This window comes from Ruegeria sp. CDSA241, from assembly GCF_059611265.1.
Window position 1 is genome coordinate 167,446 of sequence record NZ_JBXWPF010000007.1, and the last position, 21,808, is coordinate 189,253.

17 protein-coding genes are annotated in these 21,808 nt (G+C 56.1%); 15 read left to right on the top strand and 2 right to left on the bottom strand.

The features are described from left to right. The 7 genes from ccoS (at position 1) to rplA (ending at position 5,359) form a co-directional block, all read left to right on the top strand. A complete protein-coding gene (gene ccoS / locus AC2FJV_RS08710; protein WP_142636927.1) occupies positions 1 to 159 on the top strand; it encodes a cbb3-type cytochrome oxidase assembly protein CcoS in 159 nt (52 codons plus the stop codon). Positions 160 to 229: 70 nt separating this feature from the next. Continuing rightward, the gene (secE, locus tag AC2FJV_RS08715) at positions 230 to 427 is read left to right on the top strand and encodes a preprotein translocase subunit SecE (RefSeq protein WP_142636925.1); all 198 of its coding nucleotides are present in this window, start codon (positions 230 to 232) and stop codon (positions 425 to 427) included. Between the two features lie 201 nt (positions 428 to 628). Further along, entirely contained in the window at positions 629 to 1,162 is a 534-nt protein-coding gene (nusG, locus tag AC2FJV_RS08720; protein ID WP_142637254.1) for a transcription termination/antitermination protein NusG, read from the top strand. Between the two features lie 207 nt (positions 1,163 to 1,369). Next, positions 1,370 to 2,155 carry a phosphodiesterase gene (locus AC2FJV_RS08725; RefSeq protein WP_496713410.1) on the top strand — a complete coding sequence of 262 codons (786 nt, stop codon included), beginning with the start codon at positions 1,370 to 1,372 and terminating at the stop codon, positions 2,153 to 2,155. Positions 2,156 to 2,158: 3 nt separating this feature from the next. After that, complete coding sequence (locus tag AC2FJV_RS08730; protein ID WP_496694136.1) at positions 2,159 to 3,022, top strand: EamA family transporter; 864 nt, start codon at positions 2,159 to 2,161, stop codon at positions 3,020 to 3,022. Between the two features lie 1,187 nt (positions 3,023 to 4,209). Continuing rightward, a complete protein-coding gene (gene rplK, locus AC2FJV_RS08735; protein ID WP_085823307.1) occupies positions 4,210 to 4,659 on the top strand; it encodes a 50S ribosomal protein L11 in 450 nt (149 codons plus the stop codon). Between the two features lies 1 nt (position 4,660). After that, positions 4,661 to 5,359 carry a 50S ribosomal protein L1 gene (gene rplA / locus AC2FJV_RS08740; protein WP_142636917.1) on the top strand — a complete coding sequence of 233 codons (699 nt, stop codon included), beginning with the start codon at positions 4,661 to 4,663 and terminating at the stop codon, positions 5,357 to 5,359. A gap of 70 nt (positions 5,360 to 5,429) precedes the next feature. Here the strand turns inward: rplA and AC2FJV_RS08745 are convergent, their stop codons facing one another. Further along, positions 5,430 to 6,389 (bottom strand): phosphotransferase, encoded by a 960-nt coding sequence (locus AC2FJV_RS08745; RefSeq protein WP_496713412.1) that lies wholly within the window; start codon positions 6,387 to 6,389, stop codon positions 5,430 to 5,432. A gap of 401 nt (positions 6,390 to 6,790) precedes the next feature. Between AC2FJV_RS08745 and rplJ the strand changes: the two genes are divergently transcribed. From rplJ to AC2FJV_RS08770, 5 genes are all read left to right on the top strand, one after another. After that, entirely contained in the window at positions 6,791 to 7,309 is a 519-nt protein-coding gene (rplJ, locus tag AC2FJV_RS08750; protein ID WP_142636913.1) for a 50S ribosomal protein L10, read from the top strand. Positions 7,310 to 7,388: 79 nt separating this feature from the next. Beyond that, positions 7,389 to 7,763, top strand: a complete 375-nt coding sequence (gene rplL, locus AC2FJV_RS08755) for a 50S ribosomal protein L7/L12 (RefSeq protein ID WP_142636911.1) — start codon at positions 7,389 to 7,391, stop codon at positions 7,761 to 7,763. 250 nt (positions 7,764 to 8,013) lie between these two features. After that, entirely contained in the window at positions 8,014 to 12,147 is a 4,134-nt protein-coding gene (rpoB, locus tag AC2FJV_RS08760) for a DNA-directed RNA polymerase subunit beta (RefSeq protein ID WP_142636910.1), read from the top strand. 49 nt (positions 12,148 to 12,196) lie between these two features. Further along, entirely contained in the window at positions 12,197 to 16,438 is a 4,242-nt protein-coding gene (gene rpoC, locus AC2FJV_RS08765; protein WP_271949832.1) for a DNA-directed RNA polymerase subunit beta', read from the top strand. Positions 16,439 to 16,612: 174 nt separating this feature from the next. Beyond that, positions 16,613 to 17,500 (top strand): DMT family transporter, encoded by an 888-nt coding sequence (locus AC2FJV_RS08770; RefSeq protein WP_281973111.1) that lies wholly within the window; start codon positions 16,613 to 16,615, stop codon positions 17,498 to 17,500. Here AC2FJV_RS08770 and AC2FJV_RS08775 read toward each other — a convergent pair. Next, positions 17,485 to 18,291, bottom strand: coding sequence for a putative rhamnosyl transferase (locus AC2FJV_RS08775; protein ID WP_496713414.1), 807 nt, complete (start codon positions 18,289 to 18,291; stop codon positions 17,485 to 17,487). The two genes, AC2FJV_RS08770 and AC2FJV_RS08775, sit on opposite strands and share 16 nt — an antisense overlap. A 386-nt stretch (positions 18,292 to 18,677) precedes the next feature. Between AC2FJV_RS08775 and rpsL the strand changes: the two genes are divergently transcribed. From rpsL to fusA, 3 genes are read left to right on the top strand one after another with little or no spacing between them, the layout of a single operon-like run. Beyond that, a complete protein-coding gene (gene rpsL, locus AC2FJV_RS08780; protein ID WP_005621086.1) occupies positions 18,678 to 19,049 on the top strand; it encodes a 30S ribosomal protein S12 in 372 nt (123 codons plus the stop codon). 15 nt (positions 19,050 to 19,064) lie between these two features. Next, a complete protein-coding gene (rpsG, locus tag AC2FJV_RS08785) occupies positions 19,065 to 19,535 on the top strand; it encodes a 30S ribosomal protein S7 (protein ID WP_008756926.1) in 471 nt (156 codons plus the stop codon). 18 nt (positions 19,536 to 19,553) lie between these two features. Beyond that, positions 19,554 to 21,671, top strand: coding sequence for an elongation factor G (fusA, locus tag AC2FJV_RS08790; protein WP_142636902.1), 2,118 nt, complete (start codon positions 19,554 to 19,556; stop codon positions 21,669 to 21,671). Positions 21,672 to 21,808 lie beyond the last annotated feature (137 nt).

Consider the following 21,808-nt stretch of genomic DNA (forward strand, 5'->3'; position numbering starts at 1 on the left):
ATGGAAGTTCTGGCCTATCTCATACCGATTTCCCTGCTTTTGGGAGGGGTTGGCCTGTTTGCGTTCATCTATACCGTTCGGTCGAACCAGTATGACGACCCCGAAGGCGATGCGCGCCGCATTCTAAGCGACGAATGGGACGATAAGCCCAAGCCCTGACGGCCCCCTTGAAATTGCCTCAATGCCCGGTTATGTCCGGCCCATCCGCTAGCAGAGAGAACAAAGCCAAATGGCAACTATGAATCCGATCCAGTTTATTCAGCAGGTCCGTGCCGAGGTTTCAAAGGTCGTCTGGCCAACCCGCCGCGAGGTGTTGCTGACCACGGTCATGGTGTTCATCATGGCAGCACTGACGGCTGTGTTCTTTGCGCTGGTCGATCTTGGTATTCGTGGTGGCCTGCAGCTGATTCTGGGCATGTTCGGTTAAACCGGGCCGGGCAGGTCGGAAACGTCGCTGCCCCCTTGCACAGCTTGCGATGTCAGAGTAGGTGACGCGGTACTATTCGGAATGGGCGTGCGGCGATTCGGGCTGTGCGCCGCTTTTTATTCCGGGTGACGCGACAGATTTTCAATAACGGCTTTTCCGGTAGATGGAATACAGCCGAAGGCAAACAAGGACGACAGGTTCATGGCGAAACGGTGGTACTCGGTCAGCGTTCTTTCGAATTTCGAAAAGAAGATCGCAGAGCAGATCCGCACGTCGGTGGCCGAGCAGGGCCTTGAGGATGACATTGACGAAGTTCTGGTGCCCACCGAAGAGGTGATCGAAGTGCGCCGGGGCAAGAAAGTCACAACCGAACGTCGCTTTATGCCGGGTTACGTGCTGGTGCATATGGAAATGTCGGATCAAGGGTATCACCTGGTCAACTCGATCAACCGGGTCACTGGTTTTCTGGGTCCGCAAGGCCGCCCGATGCCGATGCGCGATGCCGAGGTGAACCAGATCCTCAACCGTGTCCAGGAAGGCGAAGAAGCGCCCAAGCTGATGATCTCGTTCGAAATTGGCGAGAAGGTCAAGGTGAATGACGGTCCGTTCGAAGATTTCGACGGCATGGTCGAAGGTGTGGATGACGATAACCAGAAGCTGAAGGTCTCGGTCTCGATCTTTGGTCGGGAAACCCCGGTCGAGCTGGACTTCACTCAGGTCACCAAACAAAGCTAATTTCCAATTAGCGAAATTTGACAACGCCGCGTTGCCCTGGGCACTGCGGCGTTTCTTGTTTTGGAGCCTTCAGCCCGTTATCAGACCCGGGCAAATCAGGGCGGAACTGATCTGTCGAAATCGGGATAATCTTTGTCGTAACCAATGGGGATGGAACCCGGCCGCCTGGCATATTTGGACAACCATACAAGGCAAGTGGGCAGGTAGATGAAATTCATACATATTACAGATATACACCTTGTTGACCAAGACGGGCACCTGAATGGCGGCGTTCCTTCGACCCAATTTTCCCGTTGCCTTGAGGACATCGCCAAATGGCATTCGGATGCAGCGTTTTGCGTGATATCCGGCGACCTGGCCGAGTTTGGAAGGGCTGAAGCCTATCAGGTGCTCAAGTCACATCTGGACGGTTTCCCGCTGTCTTGTCACCTGATGATCGGCAACCATGATGATCGTCAGGTTTTCAGAACGGTCTTTACGGATGACCATGTGGATTCAAATGGCTTTGTTCAGCACAGCATCGAGACCGACGCGGGAAAGTTTATCTTTCTGGATACGACAAAAGACGGTGCGGATATGCATGAAGGTCAGCTGTGCAGCTTGCGCTTGAATTGGCTGAAAGAACAGCTGATCTCGGCGGGGGATAAGCCCTGCTATTTGTTCATGCACCACCCGCCTTTTGACATCGGCATTCCCTATGTGGACGACATCCGCCTGGTCGAAGCCGAAGTGTTTTTTGAAACACTCGGTCACGGGCGTAACATTCGCCACGTCTTCTATGGGCATGTCCATCGCATGACCTATGTGAACTGGCGTGGCATCCCGTTCACCAGCCTGCCCAGCCTCAATCACCAAATCCCTCTGACTGCCGACAGTGTTGACGGGGAATTCTGTGATGAACCGCCAGCCTATGGTGTTGTGCAGATCGCGGACGACCAGATGACTGTGCACTATAACACCTTTCTGCAGCGCAATCCGCTTCATCAGACCTGAGATATGGAACTTGGCCTGATTGTTCTGGTTCTGATTTCGGCGGCGACACATCCGCTGCGGGATCTGTTGTTGAAAGACACGGCGCATCCGGTGTCCTGTTATGTTGGTGTAGCGCTGACCTGGGTCATTCTTGCGGCACTTCACGCCCGACTGGTTGGCCAGCCCCTGACCCTCAGCCGCGAGGTCTGGCCTCTGGTGCTGGTTTCTTCCCTGGGGTTGAGCTTTTATTACTATGGCACGCTTTCAGCCCTGCGCCGGGGCAACCTTTCGGTGTATTATCCGGTCATCCGGTCCTCGCCGATTGCCATCGTTGCCTTTAGCTGGCTTGCGCTGGATCAACAGTATTCGTGGCTCATCCTTGTGGGGATTTCGCTGGTCCTGATGGGCAGCCTGATGATCCAGAAATCTCCGGGCGGATTGCTGCATGATCACAAGGCTTTTGCGCTGGCTGTCATGGCGATGCTTGGCTCGGCCGCCTATTCGCTGAGCGATGCAGGCGCTATGCAAAAAACAACCCCCGCGCCTTTCCTGTTCTACTGTTATATCCTGGTGACATTGACCCTTGCCGGCATCCGGGCCTGGGAAGATCGCCATATGTCGACCCCATTTCTAGGCGTGGTACGAGGCTGGACACTCGCCCCGTGGCGGATCGTATTAGCAGGGATTGCGTCCTATCTATCCTATCTTTTTATCCTGAAAGCTTTCCAGTTAGGCGCCGAGGCCGCACCTGTCAGCGCGGTCCGGCAGGCCTCGATTCCGGTATCCGTAGTCCTTGCCGCGCTCGTCCTGAAAGAGCCGCGCTTTCTTCACCGCATCGGCTGGGCCTGCCTGATCGCGCTTGGGATATTGGCAATCACACAGTCCTGATTAGCCTTTGCGCGACAACTGGCAAGCAAGGCAGAGGTGCACCAGGTTTTCTACATCACTCGGCGAGGTGGCGAAGCGCCCAAGCTGATGATCTCGTTTGAAATCGGCGAGTAGATCACGGCCTACTCTGGTCCATTCGTGGATTTCGACGGGATGGTCGAGGGCGTGGATGACCAGAGGCAGGAGGCAAAATTTATTCGGTGGATTTTGAGGCGTCGCATTGCCCTAGCCAGTGCAGGATCTTGGCTGGCTGAACGTTTACATTGATGATCTGGGTTGGTACAAAACTGCCCTATTGATTTGACCGAATGTTTTTTTCGAAAAGTGACCACAAGGCGTTTTTCATGCGTGCGTTCATCTATTTTGTTTTCTTGATTTTGGCTGCGTGTACCGCTGATGTTTTGTCACCCGAAGTGTTGTCCTCGAAAGTAGCGCGCGCATCGTCCGCAGAGCTGTGTTCCGCATATCGGCTCCCAAGTACGACATTGCGGGGGAAACTGATGATCGAAGCAGAGCTGGCTGCTCGAAAAGTGAACCAATGTGGTTATAGCAATTATGGTCAGTACAGCCTGTCTACAGCTGGGACCAAATCCTACGAGCGACCGTTTTCATCCGAGGCAGCAGGGGGTGACTATGATTGTGATGACTTTCCGAATGGCGCAGCAGCGCAAAGGTTCTTCTTAGCCTCTGGTGGACCTGTATCTGATCCACATAATATGGATCTTGATGGCGATGGTCTCGCGTGCGAGTGGGGTGCTCAGATCAGGCGAGTATCTTCGTACCGCCGACCGGTTGCCAGCGTTAGGCGCGTGACCTCACGATGCTACACGGGTCCAAGAGGCGGAACCTACACAATCACGGCGAGTGGAAACAAGAATTATGGCGGCTGCTAAGTTGCTCTGATAGCCCGCAAGGTTGTGCATGTAGCGGGTGCAATCTCATTGGGCGATGACAGATGCTGGTTTGCTGTTGCTTAGCTTTTGTGCGAGGGTCGGTTTGGGTTCGATGTGGCTGCTTCAGGCCGTGATTCAAACCCTTGCCAACACTTCCGTTCCCCTGTAAATGCCGCCTCTATCGTCTTTGGGCGAGATTCTCTCGTGGGAGATTACCGGGATCGCGATCCCGGATCGGACCACGCAACATAATCTGGGTGAAACGCGTTTCACTTTAGTTGAAAGGAAAACCAAATGGCCAAGAAGCTTGCTGGTACAATGAAACTGCAGGTTCCTGCAGGTCAGGCGAACCCGTCGCCGCCAGTTGGTCCGGCGCTGGGTCAGCGCGGCATCAACATCATGGAATTCTGCAAGGCGTTCAACGCCAAGACCGCAGACATGGAGCAAGGCGCGCCTTGCCCGACCGTGATCACCTATTATCAGGACAAGTCCTTCACCATGGACATCAAGACGCCACCAGCGTCTTATTACCTGAAGAAAGCAGCTGGCCTGAAGCCGGTTGGCAAGCGTAATCGCCCCCGTGGTGCGGAAAACCCAGGTCGTGAGACCGTGGCATCCGTGACCTCGAAGCAGGTTCGCGAAATCGCCGAAGCCAAAATGAAAGATCTGAACGCCAACGACGTCGAAGGCGCAATGCAGATCATCCTGGGCTCGGCCCGCTCTATGGGCATCGAGGTGAAGTAAGATGGCAAAACTCGGTAAACGTACCCGCGCTGCGCGCGAAGCTGTCGCTGGCAAGGAAAACCTGTCGGTCGAAGAAGCAGTTGCCCTGGTCAAAGCCAACGCAACTTCGAAATTCGATGAGACCATCGAAATCGCTCTAAACCTGGGCGTTGACACCCGTCACGCGGACCAGATGGTTCGTGGCGTTGTTGGCCTGCCGAATGGCACCGGTAAAACAATGCGCGTTGCTGTATTCGCTCGTGGCCCCAAGGCTGACGAAGCGAAAGAAGCAGGGGCGGATATCATTGGTGCAGAAGACCTGATGGAAACCATTCAGGGCGGCACCATTGAATTCGATCGTTGCATAGCAACCCCGGACATGATGCCCATCGTTGGTCGTCTTGGTAAAGTTCTGGGCCCCCGCAACCTGATGCCGAACCCCAAGGTTGGCACTGTGACCATGGACGTGAAAGCGGCCGTAGAAGCAGCTAAAGGCGGCGAAGTTCAGTTCAAAGCTGAAAAAGGCGGCGTTGTGCACGCTGGCGTTGGCAAAGCGTCCTTCGACGAAGCCAAATTGGCAGAAAACGTTCGTGCATTTGTGACCGCTGTTGCCAAAGCCAAGCCAACAGGCGCCAAAGGCACCTACATGAAGAAAATCGCGCTGAGCTCGACCATGGGCCCAGGCGTGACTCTGGATGTGGCTGCTGCTGCGGGCGAATAAGCCCCTAGCCTATAGCTAAAATGACTAGACCCGAACGGTAAAGGCTGTTCGGGTCTTTCTTTTTCAGTCCTCACTCATACACGGCTTGCAGGCGCAGGTTCAGGCGGTCTCTGCGAAAGCTCTCGTATTCGCTGCAGGATCTGTCCAATCGCCATAAGTCCAGCCAATCCATCACCAGACGTGCGCGCATGCACATATCCAGAACGTCCATCTGAATTGGATGGCGATATTTTCGAAAGAACATGTCTTTGTTCGTTTTCAGGATGCCGCTTTGATCAACCTGATCATCAGTGCCATCGCGAAAGATATCGGACTTTAGAAAGTCGACAATATCATATACAGCCAGCTTTTCCCGCGTTTCGGTAAAATCCAGGCCGATCATTTCGCCTTGCCCGACGATCAGATTTTGACTGTGACAATCTCCGTGTGCAAGGACCAGCAGTTCAGGGGTGCCTTTTAGCTGTAATGCCTCGTCAGTCAGATGCTGGACCATATTCCGCCCCCAGGGCTGTGCTGTGTCCGGGGCAAGACGTAGCAAAGCCTGAAGCCTGTCGATCATCCAGCTAGGGCGGAAATCATAGGTCTTGATGGGTTGAAAGCTGTGCAGCTCGTTCAGCCACGATCCGGCGCGGCGATAGATGCGGCCGATCTGGTCGTCATCCAGGCTGTTATGGATAAGATCCGCAGCGGTGGGGCGGTCAATAAACTGCGTCACAAAAAACGCCTCACCCGGTGAAATATAGACTGGATCGACAACCCCCGCGGTTTCGTACTGCGCAAAGTGGTCGGTCAGCTTTCTGAGCATATCAAACTCATCGCGCAAACGTCCCGTCCCGGGCGATTCCGTATCGACCTTTAGGGCATAGTCCTGGCGCGCACCTCGGACCCTGAGCACTATACGCGAGCCCGCAAAATCATGAGAACGATAGACGCACTCGAAACCCGCCGGTCCATCCTCTGGCGTTTGATCCAGGAACTCCTGAACAAAGCCGCGCGCGCGTTCGTATTCGTCTGTGGTGAGAGTCAGCATTCAGGGATGGATACCTAAGAAGAAAGGGGCTTAGCCAGACTGGACCTCAGCGTATGGAACATGTCAATCTAGGACACTGTTCCGATGCCGGCTGCGCTGCTCGATCATTTCCGGTTTTGGCCCAATTTACCCCTTGGAAACCCGGCGTAACTGCCATAAAGAGAGCTGCGAAGTAAAGCGTGCGATTCGTCGTGCGCTTTATTTTGTTTCGTCCAAGACGGTGGGTGGTGTCATCTGACCCCTTAATTCCCTGCCTGAGACGGGTAAGACCAAAGAATTCTGAGGGCTTCGATCCTCGGGCGAATTTTGGCTAATCCCGTAACAACGGACCTGAACGCCGGAGCGTAAGCTGCGGCAAATATGAGCCGGGGTGAGATATCACCCCTAACTTGGAGAAAACTGTGGATAGAGCCCAGAAAGAGAAAGTGGTCGACGAGCTCGGCCAAATCTTCGAAAGCTCTGGCGTCGTAGTGGTTGCACACTACGCCGGTCTGACAGTTGCCGAGATGCAGGACCTTCGCGCACGTGCTCGTGACGCGGGTGGTGCCGTGCGTGTTGCCAAGAACAGGCTCGCCAAAATCGCCCTCGACGGAAAGCCATGTGAAAGCATTGCCGACCTGCTGACGGGGATGACCGTTCTGACCTATTCTGAGGACCCTGTGGCAGCAGCCAAAGTGGCCCAGGACTACGCCAAAGAGAACCAAAAGTTCGAAATTCTTGGCGGTGCAATGGGTGAGAACGCTCTGGATCGTGCCGGCGTTGAAGCCGTGTCCAAAATGCCTTCGCGCGAGGAGCTTATTGCTACTATCGCGGGCATGCTGGGCGCACCTGCTTCGAACATCGCTGGCGCAATTGGCGCACCTGCAAGCAACATCGCAAGCATCCTTTCCACCATCGAAGAGAAGGCGGAAGCTGCGTAAGCGGTTGGCACTGAATGATCTGCGTAGGGTAGTCACCCTGACGTTGGAACACACACTGTAAACGGAAAGAGCTGATAAAATGGCTGATCTGAAAGCACTCGCAGAAAGCATCGTGGGTCTGACCCTGCTGGAAGCACAAGAACTGAAAACCATCCTTAAAGACGAATATGGCATCGAGCCCGCAGCAGGCGGCGCAGTTGTCATGGCAGCCGGTGGCGACGCCGGTGGCGCAGCTGAGGAAGAAAAAACCGAATTCGACGTCGTTCTGAAGAACGCCGGCGCTTCGAAAATCAACGTGATCAAAGAAGTTCGCGGCATCACCGGTCTGGGCCTGAAAGAAGCCAAAGAGCTGGTCGAAGCTGGCGGCAAGATCAAAGAAGCTGTGTCGAAAGACGAAGCCGAAGACATCAAAGGCAAGCTGGAAGCAGCTGGCGCCGAGGTCGAACTGGCCTAAGTCAGTCTTTTGGTGCATCGCAGATGCACCGGAAATTTGGCTGGTCCCGGAGAAATCCGGGTCCAGCCGAACCTGTCTTAGAAAGGACCTCATGGATTGGGGTGTTTTCTAAGACGCGGTTCATGGATCGGGAGGCCGCCATTCGGGACGGTGGCCACGAATTGATCCGGACGTGTTGTCTCTAATGTGCAAGGCACCGGGGCCCGACGGTGTCTTTGTCCGCTGAGAACATCGAAAGGTGACATCTGACATGGCTCAATCGTTCCTTGGCCAGAAACGTCTTCGGAAATATTACGGCAAAATCCGCGAAGTGCTGGAGATGCCGAACCTCATTGAGGTACAAAAATCTTCATATGATCTATTCCTGCGCTCCGGCGATGCAGATGTGCCGACAGACGGCGAAGGCATCAAAGGCGTGTTCCAGTCGGTTTTCCCGATCAAGGATTTCAACGAAACCTCCGTTCTGGAGTTCGTGAAATACGATTTGGAAAAACCCAAATACGACGTCGAAGAGTGCATGCAGCGCGACATGACCTACAGCGCGCCGCTGAAAGTCACTCTGCGTCTGATCGTGTTTGATGTCGACGAGGACACTGGCGCCAAGTCGGTCAAAGACATCAAGGAACAGGACGTGTTCATGGGGGATATGCCCCTGATGACACCAAACGGGACGTTCATTGTGAACGGTACCGAGCGTGTGATCGTGTCCCAGATGCACCGTTCGCCCGGTGTGTTCTTTGACCACGACAAGGGCAAGACCCATTCCTCGGGCAAGCTGTTGTTTGCCTGCCGCATCATCCCGTATCGCGGCAGCTGGCTGGACTTTGAGTTCGACGCCAAGGACATCGTGTTCGCCCGTATCGACCGTCGCCGCAAACTGCCTGTGACAACGCTGCTGTATGCGCTGGGTCTGGATCAAGAAGCGATCATGGACGCCTATTACAACACGGTGTCGTACAAGCTGGACAAGAAGAAGGGCTGGATAGCACCGTTCTTCCCCGAGCGTGCACGCGGTACGCGTCCGACCTATGACCTGATCGACGCCAAATCCGGTGAAGTGATTGCCGAAGCGGGCAAGAAAGTTACCCCGCGCGCGGTCAAGAAGCTGATCGATGAAGGCAACGTCACCGAGCTGTTGGTTCCATTCGATCACATCGTCGGGAAGTTTGTCGCCAAGGACATCATCAACGAAGAAACCGGCGCGATCTATGTCGAAGCTGGTGATGAGCTGACGCTGGAATACGACAAAGACGGCGAGCTGATCGGAGGCACCGCGAAAGAGCTGATCGACGCGGGCGTCACTGATATTCCGGTTCTGGATATCGACAACATCAATGTCGGCCCCTACATGCGCAACACCATGGCGGCAGACAAGAACATGGGCCGCGACACAGCGCTGATGGATATCTATCGCGTCATGCGCCCGGGTGAGCCGCCCACCGTCGAAGCGGCCTCGGCGCTGTTCGAAACGCTGTTCTTTGACAGCGAGCGCTATGACCTGTCCGCCGTTGGCCGTGTAAAGATGAACATGCGTCTGGCTCTGGATGCGCCCGATACGCTGCGCACCCTGCGCCGCGAAGACATCGTGGCCTGCATCAAGGCTCTGGTTGAACTGCGTGACGGCAAAGGGGACATCGACGATATCGACCACCTCGGCAACCGTCGTGTGCGTTCGGTCGGCGAACTGATGGAAAACCAGTACCGCGTTGGCCTGCTGCGCATGGAGCGCGCGATCAAAGAGCGTATGTCGTCGGTCGAGATCGACACCGTCATGCCTCAGGACCTGATCAATGCGAAACCGGCTGCTGCTGCTGTCCGCGAATTCTTCGGCTCGTCTCAGCTGTCGCAGTTCATGGACCAGACCAACCCGCTGTCGGAAGTTACCCACAAACGCCGCCTTTCGGCGCTTGGCCCCGGTGGCCTGACACGCGAGCGTGCGGGCTTTGAGGTGCGCGACGTTCATCCGACACACTATGGCCGGATGTGCCCGATTGAAACGCCGGAAGGCCCGAACATCGGTCTGATCAACTCGCTGGCGACCTTTGCCCGTGTGAACAAGTATGGCTTCATCGAAACACCGTACCGTGTCGTCAAAGACGCCGAGGTGACCGATGAGGTTCACTACATGTCCGCGACCGAGGAAATGCGTCACACGGTGGCACAGGCGAACGCGACACTGGATTCGGATGGCAAGTTCATCAACGATCTGGTTTCGACCCGTCAGTCAGGTGACTACACTCTGGCCCCGCGCGAGAATGTGGACCTGATCGACGTCAGCCCAAAACAGCTGGTATCGGTTGCTGCATCGCTGATCCCGTTCCTTGAAAATGACGATGCTAACCGCGCTCTGATGGGCTCGAACATGCAACGTCAGGCGGTTCCGCTGCTGCGGGCCGAGGCACCGCTGATTGGTACCGGAATCGAGGAAAAGGTTGCGATTGACTCAGGTGCTGCGATTCAGGCGAAACGCGCCGGTATCATCGATCAGGTCGATGCCCAGCGTATCGTTATACGCGCGACTGAGGATCTGGAACTGGGCGACGCTGGCGTTGACATCTATCGTCTGCGCAAATTCCAGCGGTCGAACCAGAACACCTGCATCAACCAGCGTCCGCTGATCAAAGTGGGTGACACCGTCCAGAAGGGCGAAGTCATTGCTGATGGTCCGTCGACCGATATGGGTGAGCTGGCCCTGGGTAAGAACGTGGTCGTCGCGTTCATGCCGTGGAACGGTTACAACTACGAAGACTCGATCCTGATCTCGGAACGTATTGCGCGTGACGACGTCTTTACCTCGGTCCATATCGAGGAATTTGAAGTCGCCGCCCGTGACACCAAGCTGGGTCCGGAAGAGATCACCCGCGATATTCCGAATGTCGGTGAAGAAGCGCTGCGTAACCTCGACGAGGCGGGCATCGTTTACATCGGCGCGGATGTTGAACCGGGCGATATCCTGGTCGGCAAGATCACTCCGAAGGGCGAAAGCCCGATGACCCCGGAAGAAAAGCTGCTGCGCGCTATCTTTGGCGAAAAAGCATCTGACGTGCGCGACACTTCGCTGCGCGTGAAGCCGGGCGATTACGGTACGGTCGTTGAGGTCCGCGTCTTCAACCGTCACGGCGTCGAGAAAGACGAGCGTGCGCTGCAGATCGAGCGGGAAGAAGTCGAACGTCTGGCCCGTGACCGGGACGACGAGTTGGCGATCCTGGACCGCAACATCTATGCGCGTCTGCAAGGCCTGATCATGGGTAAAACCGCGGTCAAAGGCCCGAAAGGCGTCAAGCCAGGGTCGGTGATCACCGAGGACCTGTTGGAAACCCTGACCCGTGGTCAGTGGTGGCAGCTGGCGCTGGAAGATGAGCAGGACGCACAGATCGTTGAGGCTCTGAACGAGCAGTACGAAGTGCAAAAGCGTGCTCTGGACGCCCGTTTCGAAGACAAGGTCGAGAAGGTTCGTCGTGGCGACGACCTGCCGCCGGGTGTGATGAAGATGGTCAAAGTCTTCATCGCCGTGAAGCGCAAGCTGCAGCCGGGCGATAAGATGGCCGGTCGTCACGGGAACAAAGGTGTGATTTCTAAGGTTGTTCCGATGGAAGACATGCCGTTCCTGGCCGATGGTACGCCGGTTGACTTCTGTCTGAACCCGCTGGGTGTTCCTTCGCGTATGAACGTTGGTCAGATCCTTGAAACCCACATGGGTTGGGCCGCGCGCGGTCTGGGTCTGAACATCGACGACGCGCTGGGTGAATATCGCCGCTCTGGCGACCTGACCCCGGTTCGCGAAGCAATGAAGCTGGCCTATGGCGACGATGTCTATGAAGAAGGCATCACTGGCATGGACGAGGGTCACCTGATCGAGGCTGCGGGCAACGTGACCCGTGGTGTTCCGATCGCGACTCCGGTCTTTGATGGCGCCAAAGAGGCAGACGTCAATGACGCTCTGGTGCGCGCGGGCTTCTCACAAAGCGGTCAGTCGGTTCTGTTCGACGGTCGTACGGGTGAGCAGTTTGCACGTCCGGTGACCGTGGGCATCAAGTACCTGCTGAAACTGCACCACCTTGTGGATGACAAAATCCACGCGCGTTCGACCGGGCCGTACAGCCTGGTTACCCAGCAGCCGCTGGGTGGTAAGGCGCAGTTCGGTGGTCAGCGCTTTGGTGAGATGGAAGTCTGGGCTCTGGAAGCTTACGGCGCCGCCTACACCCTGCAGGAGATGCTCACCGTTAAATCGGATGACGTCGCCGGCCGGACCAAGGTCTATGAGTCGATCGTCAAGGGCGAGGATAACTTTGAAGCGGGCGTACCGGAATCGTTTAACGTTCTGGTGAAAGAAGTCCGTGGCCTCGGCCTGAATATGGAACTCCTGGATGCGGAGGAAGAGTAGGGGCGGCAACGCCCCAAACTCATCCCATCCCAATTTGTAAGGACGCAAAATGAACCAGGAAATTACCAATAACCCGTTCAACCCGCTGACGCCGCCTAAGGTCTTTGACGAGATCAAGGTCTCATTGGCCAGCCCGGAACGGATCCTCTCTTGGTCTTATGGCGAGATCAAGAAACCCGAAACCATCAACTACCGGACGTTCAAACCCGAACGTGACGGTCTGTTCTGCGCGCGTATCTTTGGCCCGATCAAAGATTACGAATGTCTGTGCGGTAAATATAAGCGGATGAAATATCGCGGCGTTGTCTGCGAGAAATGCGGTGTGGAAGTCACCCTGCAGAAAGTCCGCCGCGAGCGTATGGGTCATATCGAGCTGGCCGCGCCCGTCGCACACATTTGGTTCCTGAAATCGCTGCCGTCCCGCATCGGTCTGATGCTGGACATGACGCTGCGCGATCTGGAACGCGTTCTGTACTTTGAAAACTATGTCGTCATCGAGCCCGGTCTGACCGACCTCTCCTATGGTCAGATGCTGACCGAAGAAGAGTTCATGGACGCGCAGGATGCCTATGGCATGGACGCGTTCACCGCGAACATCGGTGCCGAAGCTATCCGTGAGATGCTGGCCCAGATCGATCTGGAAGCCGAAGCCGAACAGCTGCGTGCTGATCTGGCCGAAGCAACCGGTGAACTGAAGCCCAAGAAGATCATCAAGCGTCTGAAGGTTGTTGAATCCTTCCTTGAGTCGGGCAACCGGCCTGAGTGGATGGTGATGACCGTGATCCCGGTGATTCCGCCGGAACTGCGTCCGCTGGTTCCACTGGATGGTGGTCGTTTTGCGACTTCGGATCTGAACGATCTGTATCGCCGCGTCATCAACCGGAACAACCGTCTGAAGCGTCTGATCGAACTGCGCGCACCTGACATCATCGTCCGCAACGAAAAGCGGATGCTGCAGGAATCCGTCGATGCTCTGTTCGACAATGGCCGTCGTGGCCGCGTGATCACCGGCGCCAATAAGCGTCCGCTGAAATCGCTTTCGGACATGCTGAAGGGTAAGCAGGGTCGCTTCCGTCAAAACCTTCTGGGTAAGCGCGTCGACTTCTCGGGCCGTTCGGTCATCGTGACCGGTCCGGAACTCAAGCTGCACCAGTGTGGTCTGCCCAAAAAGATGGCGCTGGAACTGTTCAAGCCGTTCATCTACTCGCGCCTTGAAGCCAAGGGTCTGTCTTCGACCGTGAAACAGGCGAAGAAACTGGTCGAGAAAGAGCGTCCCGAAGTGTGGGATATCCTCGACGAGGTGATCCGCGAACACCCTGTCATGCTGAACCGTGCGCCGACCCTGCACCGTCTTGGCATTCAGGCGTTTGAACCGGTTCTGATCGAAGGTAAAGCCATCCAGCTGCACCCGTTGGTCTGTTCGGCCTTTAACGCCGACTTCGACGGTGACCAGATGGCCGTTCACGTCCCGCTGAGCCTTGAGGCCCAGCTGGAAGCCCGCGTGCTGATGATGTCGACAAACAACGTTCTGTCGCCAGCAAACGGCGCGCCGATCATCGTTCCCTCGCAGGATATGATCCTGGGTCTGTACTATGTGACACTGGAACGCGAAGGTATGCCGGGCGAAGGCAAGGTCTTTGGCTCGATCGACGAAGTTCAGCACGCGCTGGACGCCGGTGAAGTGCATCTGCACACCAAGATCACTGCGCGGATTACTCAGATCGACAGTGAAGGCAATGAAGTTCAACAGCGGTTTGAAACCACTCCGGGCCGAGTGCGCCTGGGTGCTCTGCTGCCGATGAACAACAAGGCGCCGTTCGAACTGGTCAACCGTTTGCTGCGGAAGAAAGAAGTGCAGCAGGTGATCGACACCGTCTACCGTTACTGCGGTCAGAAAGAGTCGGTCATCTTCTGTGACCAGATCATGTCGATGGGCTTTAAGGAAGCGTTCCGCGCCGGTATCTCGTTCGGTAAGGACGACATGGTGATCCCTGATGACAAATGGGGCATCGTCGATGAAACCCGTAGTCAGGTGAAGGATTTTGAACAGCAGTACATGGACGGCCTGATCACTCAGGGTGAAAAGTACAACAAAGTTGTTGATGCCTGGTCGAAGTGTAACGATCGTGTAACCGAAGCGATGATGAGCACGATCTCATCTTCGGATCGGGCAGAGGACGGGTCTGAAAAGGAACCGAACTCGGTCTACATGATGGCCCACTCGGGCGCGCGTGGTTCGGTCACTCAGATGAAACAGCTGGGCGGTATGCGCGGCCTGATGGCCAAACCAAACGGTGACATCATCGAGACGCCGATCATCTCGAACTTCAAGGAAGGTCTGACCGTTCTTGAATACTTCAACTCGACCCACGGCGCCCGTAAGGGTCTGTCGGATACCGCTCTGAAAACGGCGAACTCGGGTTACCTGACCCGTCGTCTGGTGGACGTGGCACAGGACTGCATCGTGCGTGAGCTCGATTGTGGAACCGAGCGCGCGATCACTGCGGAAGCCGCGGTAAACGACGGTGAAGTTGTTGCTTCGCTAGCCGAACGTGTGCTGGGCCGTGTCTCTGCCGATGACGTTCTGCGTCCCGGTACCGATGAGGTTCTGGTCGCTGCGGGTCAGCTGATCGACGAACGTATGGCTGATATCATTGATGAGGCCGCTGTTGCGTCGATGCGCATCCGTTCGCCTCTGACCTGTGAGTCCGAGGAAGGCGTCTGTGCAACCTGCTACGGTCGTGACCTTGCACGCGGTACTATGGTCAACACGGGTGAGGCTGTCGGCATCATCGCCGCCCAGTCCATCGGTGAACCCGGTACGCAGCTGACAATGCGGACCTTCCACATCGGTGGTGTTGCGCAAGGTGGTCAGCAGTCGTTCCAGGAAGCCAGCCACGACGGTGTCGTTTCGTTCGAGAACCCGCAGATCCTGGTCAATTCCGCGGGCGAAAGCCTGGTCATGGGCCGGAACATGAAGATGGTGATCAAAGACGAACATGGCGAAGAGCGTGCCAACCACAAGTTGGGTTATGGCTCGAAGCTGTTCGTCAAGGATGGCACCAAGGTGAACCGTGGCGACAAGCTGTTCGAATGGGATCCTTACACCCTGCCGATCATCGCCGAAAAGTCCGGTACCGCGAAATATGTTGATCTGGTTTCGGGCATTGCTGTCCGCGACGTGACCGATGATGCAACCGGCATGACCCAGAAGATCGTGATCGACTGGCGCGCGGCCCCTAAAGGCAGCGACCTCAAGCCTGAGATCATTCTGGTTGGCGAAGATGGCGAACCGGTCCGTAACGATGCGGGCAACCCGGTTCACTATCCGATGTCGGTGGATGCGATCCTGTCGATCGAAGACGGTCAGCAGATCGAAGCTGGTGAAGTTGTCGCGCGTATCCCGCGTGAAGGTGCCAAGACCAAGGACATCACCGGTGGTCTGCCGCGCGTTGCCGAACTGTTCGAAGCCCGTCGCCCCAAGGATCATGCGATCATCGCAGAAGCTGATGGTTACGTGCGCTTTGGCCGCGACTACAAGAACAAGCGTCGCATCAGCATCGAACCGGCTGACGAGTCCATGGAGACCATCGAGTATATGGTGCCCAAGGGTAAGCACATCCCGGTTGCAGAAGGTGACTTCATCCAGAAGGGTGAATACCTGATGGACGGTAACCCGGCCCCGCATGACATCCTGTCCATCATGGGTGTCGAAGCGCTGGCGGATTACATGATCGACGAAGTGCAGGATGTTTATCGTCTGCAGGGCGTGAAGATCAACGACAAGCACATCGAAGTGATCGTGCGCCAGATGCTGCAGAAGTGGGAGATCCTGGATTCAGGCGACACCACCCTGCTGAAAGGCGAACATGTCGACAAGCAGGAGTTCGACGCGGCCAACGAGAAGACCCTCGCCCGCGGTGGACGTCCGGCTCAGGGCGAGCCGATCCTCTTGGGGATCACCAAAGCCTCGCTGCAGACGCGTTCGTTCATCTCGGCGGCGTCGTTCCAGGAAACCACACGGGTTCTGACCGAGGCTTCGGTTCAGGGCAAGAAAGACAAGCTGGTTGGCCTGAAAGAGAACGTGATCGTCGGTCGTCTAATCCCTGCCGGTACCGGTGGCGCAACGCAAAGCGTACAGCGCGTCGCACAGTCGCGTGACAACGTTGTCATCGAAGCCCGCCGGGAAGAGGCCGAAGCCGCCGCTGCTCTGGCTGCGCCGATGATGGATGACGATATGGTCGGGGATGAGCTGGATGTTCTGGTGGAAACACCGGAAAGTCGCGAATAAGCGATCTTAAATTCCAAAGATCAGGCCCCGCGATTTCGCGGGGCCTTTTCATTTCAGGCTCGGGTGTGGCTCTGCATGAAGCGCCATTGGAAATGTCATGCTAGCAGAGCATTGGCGGGCGGAGCCATATTGACATCTCTTTCTTGAACGCCGCCAAATGCACTTCGTGGCCAAATGCGGAGTTCAAAAAGAGTGACGCCGAATTTCAGGGGTGCTTTGCTGATGATGGGCAGCATGGCTGCCTTCACCATCAATGACACTTTGATCAAGGCCGCCGGAGCCCAGTTACCGCTGTTTCAGATGGTTGCCATCCGCGGGGTTTTGGCGACCATTCTGGTGTATCTTCTGGCACGGTACTATGGGGCGTTGCATCTGAACTTTCCGCGTCATGACAAGTGGTTGGTCGCGGCACGTTGTCTCGCCGAATTGTTGGCGACAATTTTCTTTTTGGTCGCGCTGCTTCATATGCCGTTGGCAAACGTGACTGCCATTCTGCTGGCCTTGCCATTGACCGTAACACTTGGAGCCGCGTTGTTTTTTCAAGAGCATATCGGTTGGCGTCGGATTCTTGCCATCGTTTTCGGGTTCGCCGGTATGTTGCTGATCGTTCGCCCGGGCACGGACGGTTTTAGCATCTACGCGATATATGCTTTGATCGCAGTTGCTTCGGTAACTGCCCGGGATTTGATTACGCGACGCATGTCAGTGCATGTGCCATCACTTGCAGTAACGCTGGCAACAACCGCGACGATTACATTGACGGCGGTTCTTGTCACCTCTGTCTCGGGCTGGGTTCCGGTTCCGGCAGCCGCCGGTTCGATGGTAGCGTGTGCTGCAGTCTTTGTTCTGACGGGATATTTGTTCAGCGTCATTGTCATGCGCGCTGGTGAGATCGGCTTTATCGCGCCGTTTCGTTATTCCAGTCTGATCTGGGCGTTGGGTTTGGGCTGGGCCGTATTTGGGGACTGGCCCGACAGGATTACGATGGCGGGCGCGGCCTTAGTGGTTGGGGCAGGAATGTTCATGCTGTTCCGTGAAAGGACGCGTCAATCTGCCGAATGAATGCGGCGAACGGCGTCCTGGTCGATGGCGAACCGTGCGATGAATTCGCCTTCCTGTTCAGAGGTTAGGGGGGACAGCTCGGTCTTGCTGTTTCGCGCATGCGGAGAATCGTTGAACTGGTTAAGCGTGCGGACCCACATAGGTGCGTCCGGATAGCTGATAACGGGCATGAAATTTCCGATCCGGTGATGTGCGAAATTCATGATCGTCAAGTCGCTCCCCCCGTCGGAGTACATCGCAAAGCCGACCCCCAGCAAAGGTTGATACACCTGTGCCGCCCTGATGCCATCAGCACCGAAACGGGCCAGGAACCCCTGATTGTAGTCTATCGCAACGGTTCTGTGGTTCCGCATTAAGCCCTGACCCTCATCTGCGGCGATGCGCAAGCGCTCAACGAAATCGACCGAAACCGCATCGTCATCATCGTGGCGGAACTGGATGCAGGGGGCGTCCGGTTTGGTGCGTGCTGAATTCAGGATTTCTTTCATGACCCTGCGATGACGCTTTGGTTCGCGCGCGATGATCTGTACCTGAGGCATGTCCGCTGTTAAGTCGTAAAGACGTTCGCGTGCCGGGTTTGGCAGGCATTCACCGATCACGATGAGAAACTGAAAATCCTCGTCGGTTTGCTCTTTTATGCAGGGCAGGCTAGTAGTTTCAAACAGGCGAAACCGCTCTTCCAGCCGGTCAGGTTGATACAGATAGGAGCGCCGGTCCTCGATCGTTTCGTGTTCGATCTGAAAGCCGCCATGGGCGGGATAGGAAAAACGACACAGGCCAAGTATTTGCATGATTCATCCGTGGTCCAGACCAATGGGCTGACTATGCCTGCACGGACCTGTTCCTGCAACGGGCGGTAAGACTGGATGAGCTTTGGTTCCAGCGCGAAACGGCCTGATGTGGAACGGATCAGCTGTACTGTTGACACTGGGTCCGACTCCCCCTATTACGCGCCACATCTCGGTACCGGGGGCCGCCCCAAAACCGATTTCAGTAATGAACTGGTCAAGGCCCGAACTCTTTTATCGTTCGCGCCCTCTGATAACAAACCGCGACGTTCACCTCGGAATGGGAACGCTCGCGGGTTTTGCGCTTGTGGACGCACGAGTGCAGCGAATTTAACCGCACGCATCACGCGTGCATGTCATGTGTGTTGCAAAACGGGGATATAACCGGAATGCCAACGATCCAACAGCTGATCCGCAAGCCGCGGCAGCCGAAAGTAAAACGCTCGAAGTCCATGCACCTGGAGCAGTGCCCGCAGAAACGCGGCGTCTGCACACGTGTTTACACAACCACACCGAAAAAGCCGAACTCGGCGATGCGTAAGGTTGCCAAAGTGCGCCTGACAAACGGGTTCGAGGTCATCTCGTACATCCCCGGTGAAAGCCACAACCTGCAGGAACACTCGGTTGTTCTGATCCGTGGCGGCCGTGTAAAAGACCTTCCCGGTGTCCGTTACCACATCCTGCGCGGTGTTCTGGATACCCAAGGCGTCAAAGACCGTAAGCAACGTCGTTCGAAATACGGCGCGAAGCGTCCCAAATAAGAAGGAGAGGCTGATATGTCACGTCGTCACGCCGCCGAAAAACGCGAAGTCCTGCCTGACGCCAAATTTGGCGACAAGGTACTGACTAAATTCATGAACAACCTGATGATCGACGGTAAAAAGTCGGTTGCAGAGCGCATCGTTTACAACGCCTTTGACCGCGTTGAAGGCAAGATCAAGCGCGCCCCTGTCGAAGTGTTCCACGAAGCACTCGACAACATCAAGCCGTCGGTCGAGGTTCGCTCGCGCCGGGTTGGTGGTGCAACTTATCAGGTTCCGGTCGAAGTGCGCCCCGAGCGCCGCGAAGCACTGGCCATCCGTTGGCTGATCACTGCTGCGCGTGGCCGCAACGAAAACACCATGGAAGAACGCCTCGCCGGTGAGCTGCTGGACGCTGTACAGTCCCGCGGTACCGCTGTGAAGAAGCGTGAAGACACCCACAAGATGGCCGAGGCGAACAAAGCCTTCAGCCACTACCGTTGGTAATTCCAGAGGCTTATTGAAATGGCACGCGAATATACACTCAACCATTACCGTAACTTCGGTATCATGGCGCATATCGATGCAGGTAAAACGACCTGCTCGGAACGCATCCTGTACTACACCGGCAAATCCCACAACATCGGTGAGGTGCACGACGGTGCAGCCACCATGGACTGGATGGAGCAGGAGCAGGAACGCGGAATCACTATCACTTCGGCTGCGACCACCACTTTCTGGGAACGCACTGAAGACGGTGTAACTGCCGACTCGCCCAAGCACCGCCTGAACATCATCGACACCCCCGGCCACGTTGACTTCACCATCGAAGTTGAACGCTCGCTGGCGGTTCTCGACGGTGCCGTCTGCGTTCTGGACGCAAACGCCGGTGTTGAACCTCAGACCGAAACGGTGTGGCGTCAGGCTGACCGCTACAAGGTTCCGCGGATGGTGTTCGTCAACAAGATGGACAAGATCGGCGCGGACTTCTTCAACTGCGTTGCAATGATCGAAGACCGTACCGGCGCACGCGCTGTTCCGGTTGGTATTCCGATCGGCGCAGAGACCGAATTGGAAGGCCTGATCGACCTGGTCACCATGGAAGAATGGCTGTGGCAGGGCGAAGACCTAGGCGCAAGCTGGGTCAAAGCACCGATCCGCGACAGCCTGAAGGACATGGCTGACGAATGGCGCGGTAAAATGGTCGAAGCGGCCGTCGAAATGGACGACGACGCGATGATGGAATACCTGGAAGGCAATGAGCCCGACGTTCCAACCCTGCGCGCCCTGCTGCGCAAAGGTACTCTGGAAATCGCGTTTGTTCCGGTTCTGGGTGGTTCGGCGTTCAAAAACAAAGGTGTTCAGCCGCTGCTGAACGCTGTGATCGACTATCTGCCCAGCCCGCTGGACGTTGTCGATTACATGGGCTTCAAACCCGGTGACGAAGAAGAAACCCGTAACATCGCCCGCCGTGCGGATGATGATATGGCGTTCTCGGGTCTGGCGTTCAAAATCATGAACGACCCCTTTGTTGGCTCGCTGACCTTTACCCGCATCTACTCGGGCACTCTGTCCAAGGGCGACACGCTTCTGAACTCGACCAAGGGTAAGAAAGAGCGTATCGGCCGGATGATGATGATGCACTCGAACGAACGTGAGGAAATCACCGAAGCGTTCGCGGGCGACATCATTGCGCTGGCAGGTCTGAAAGACACCACCACGGGCGACACTCTGTGTTCGACCGGCGATCCGGTAGTTCTGGAAACCATGACCTTCCCCGATCCGGTGATCGAGATCGCGGTTGAGCCGAAAACCAAGGCTGACCAGGAAAAAATGAGCCAGGGTCTGGGCCGTTTGGCCGCCGAAGACCCGTCTTTCCGTGTGGAAACTGATCTGGAATCGGGTCAGACCATCATGAAGGGCATGGGCGAACTTCACCTGGACATCCTGATTGACCGTCTCAAGCGTGAATTCAAGGTTGAAGCGAATATTGGTGCGCCGCAGGTGGCCTATCGCGAAACCATCGGTCACGAAGCCGAGATCGTTTACACCCACAAGAAACAGTCGGGTGGTTCGGGTCAGTTCGCCGAGGTGAAGATGATCATCACCCCAACAGAGCCGGGCGAAGGTTATTCGTTCGAATCTCGTGTTGTTGGTGGTTCGGTGCCCAAGGAATACATCCCGGGCGTTGAAAAAGGCATCAGATCCGTCATGGATAGCGGCCCGCTGGCTGGCTTCCCTGTGATCGACTTCAAGGTTGCCCTGATCGAAGGTAAATTCCACGATGTGGACTCTTCGGTTCTGGCCTTTGAAATCGCCGCTCGTATGGGTATGCGCGAAGGCATGCGCAAAGCGGGTGCGAAACTGCTTGAACCGATCATGAAGGTCGAAGTGATCACACCGGAAGAATATACCGGTGGCATCATTGGTGACCTGACATCGCGTCGGGGACAGGTTTCCGGGCAGGAAAACCGTGGCAACGCCATCGCGATTGACGCGTTTGTGCCGCTGGCCAACATGTTCGGCTACATCAACACCTTGCGTTCGATGTCGTCTGGCCGTGCCCAGTTCACCATGCAGTTCGACCACTACGATCCGGTTCCGCAGAACATCTCGGACGAGATCCAGGCGAAATACGCATAAGCGAAAATTTGAGGGAGCTCGATTAGCGGGCTCCCTTCATTACCGATAAAGGAGGCCATCATGGCAAAGGAAAAGTTTGAGCGTAATAAGCCGCACGTCAACATCGGCACGATTGGCCACGTTGACCACGGCAAGAC

Bases quoted from the DNA above. Each gene is read 5' to 3' on its own strand.
- ccoS (WP_142636927.1), top strand. From the start codon at position 1: ATGGAAGTTCTGGCCTATCTCATACCGATTTCCCTGCTTTTGGGAGGG.
- secE (WP_142636925.1), top strand. From the start codon at position 230: ATGGCAACTATGAATCCGATCCAGTTTATTCAGCAGGTCCGTGCCGAG.
- nusG (WP_142637254.1), top strand. From the start codon at position 629: ATGGCGAAACGGTGGTACTCGGTCAGCGTTCTTTCGAATTTCGAAAAG.
- AC2FJV_RS08725 (WP_496713410.1), top strand. From the start codon at position 1,370: ATGAAATTCATACATATTACAGATATACACCTTGTTGACCAAGACGGG.
- AC2FJV_RS08730 (WP_496694136.1), top strand. From the start codon at position 2,159: ATGGAACTTGGCCTGATTGTTCTGGTTCTGATTTCGGCGGCGACACAT.
- rplK (WP_085823307.1), top strand. From the start codon at position 4,210: ATGGCCAAGAAGCTTGCTGGTACAATGAAACTGCAGGTTCCTGCAGGT.
- rplA (WP_142636917.1), top strand. From the start codon at position 4,661: ATGGCAAAACTCGGTAAACGTACCCGCGCTGCGCGCGAAGCTGTCGCT.
- AC2FJV_RS08745 (WP_496713412.1), bottom strand. From the start codon at position 6,389: ATGCTGACTCTCACCACAGACGAATACGAACGCGCGCGCGGCTTTGTT.
- rplL (WP_142636911.1), top strand. From the start codon at position 7,389: ATGGCTGATCTGAAAGCACTCGCAGAAAGCATCGTGGGTCTGACCCTG.
- rpoB (WP_142636910.1), top strand. From the start codon at position 8,014: ATGGCTCAATCGTTCCTTGGCCAGAAACGTCTTCGGAAATATTACGGC.
- rpoC (WP_271949832.1), top strand. From the start codon at position 12,197: ATGAACCAGGAAATTACCAATAACCCGTTCAACCCGCTGACGCCGCCT.
- AC2FJV_RS08770 (WP_281973111.1), top strand. From the start codon at position 16,613: ATGCGGAGTTCAAAAAGAGTGACGCCGAATTTCAGGGGTGCTTTGCTG.
- AC2FJV_RS08775 (WP_496713414.1), bottom strand. From the start codon at position 18,291: ATGCAAATACTTGGCCTGTGTCGTTTTTCCTATCCCGCCCATGGCGGC.
- rpsL (WP_005621086.1), top strand. From the start codon at position 18,678: ATGCCAACGATCCAACAGCTGATCCGCAAGCCGCGGCAGCCGAAAGTA.
- rpsG (WP_008756926.1), top strand. From the start codon at position 19,065: ATGTCACGTCGTCACGCCGCCGAAAAACGCGAAGTCCTGCCTGACGCC.
- fusA (WP_142636902.1), top strand. From the start codon at position 19,554: ATGGCACGCGAATATACACTCAACCATTACCGTAACTTCGGTATCATG.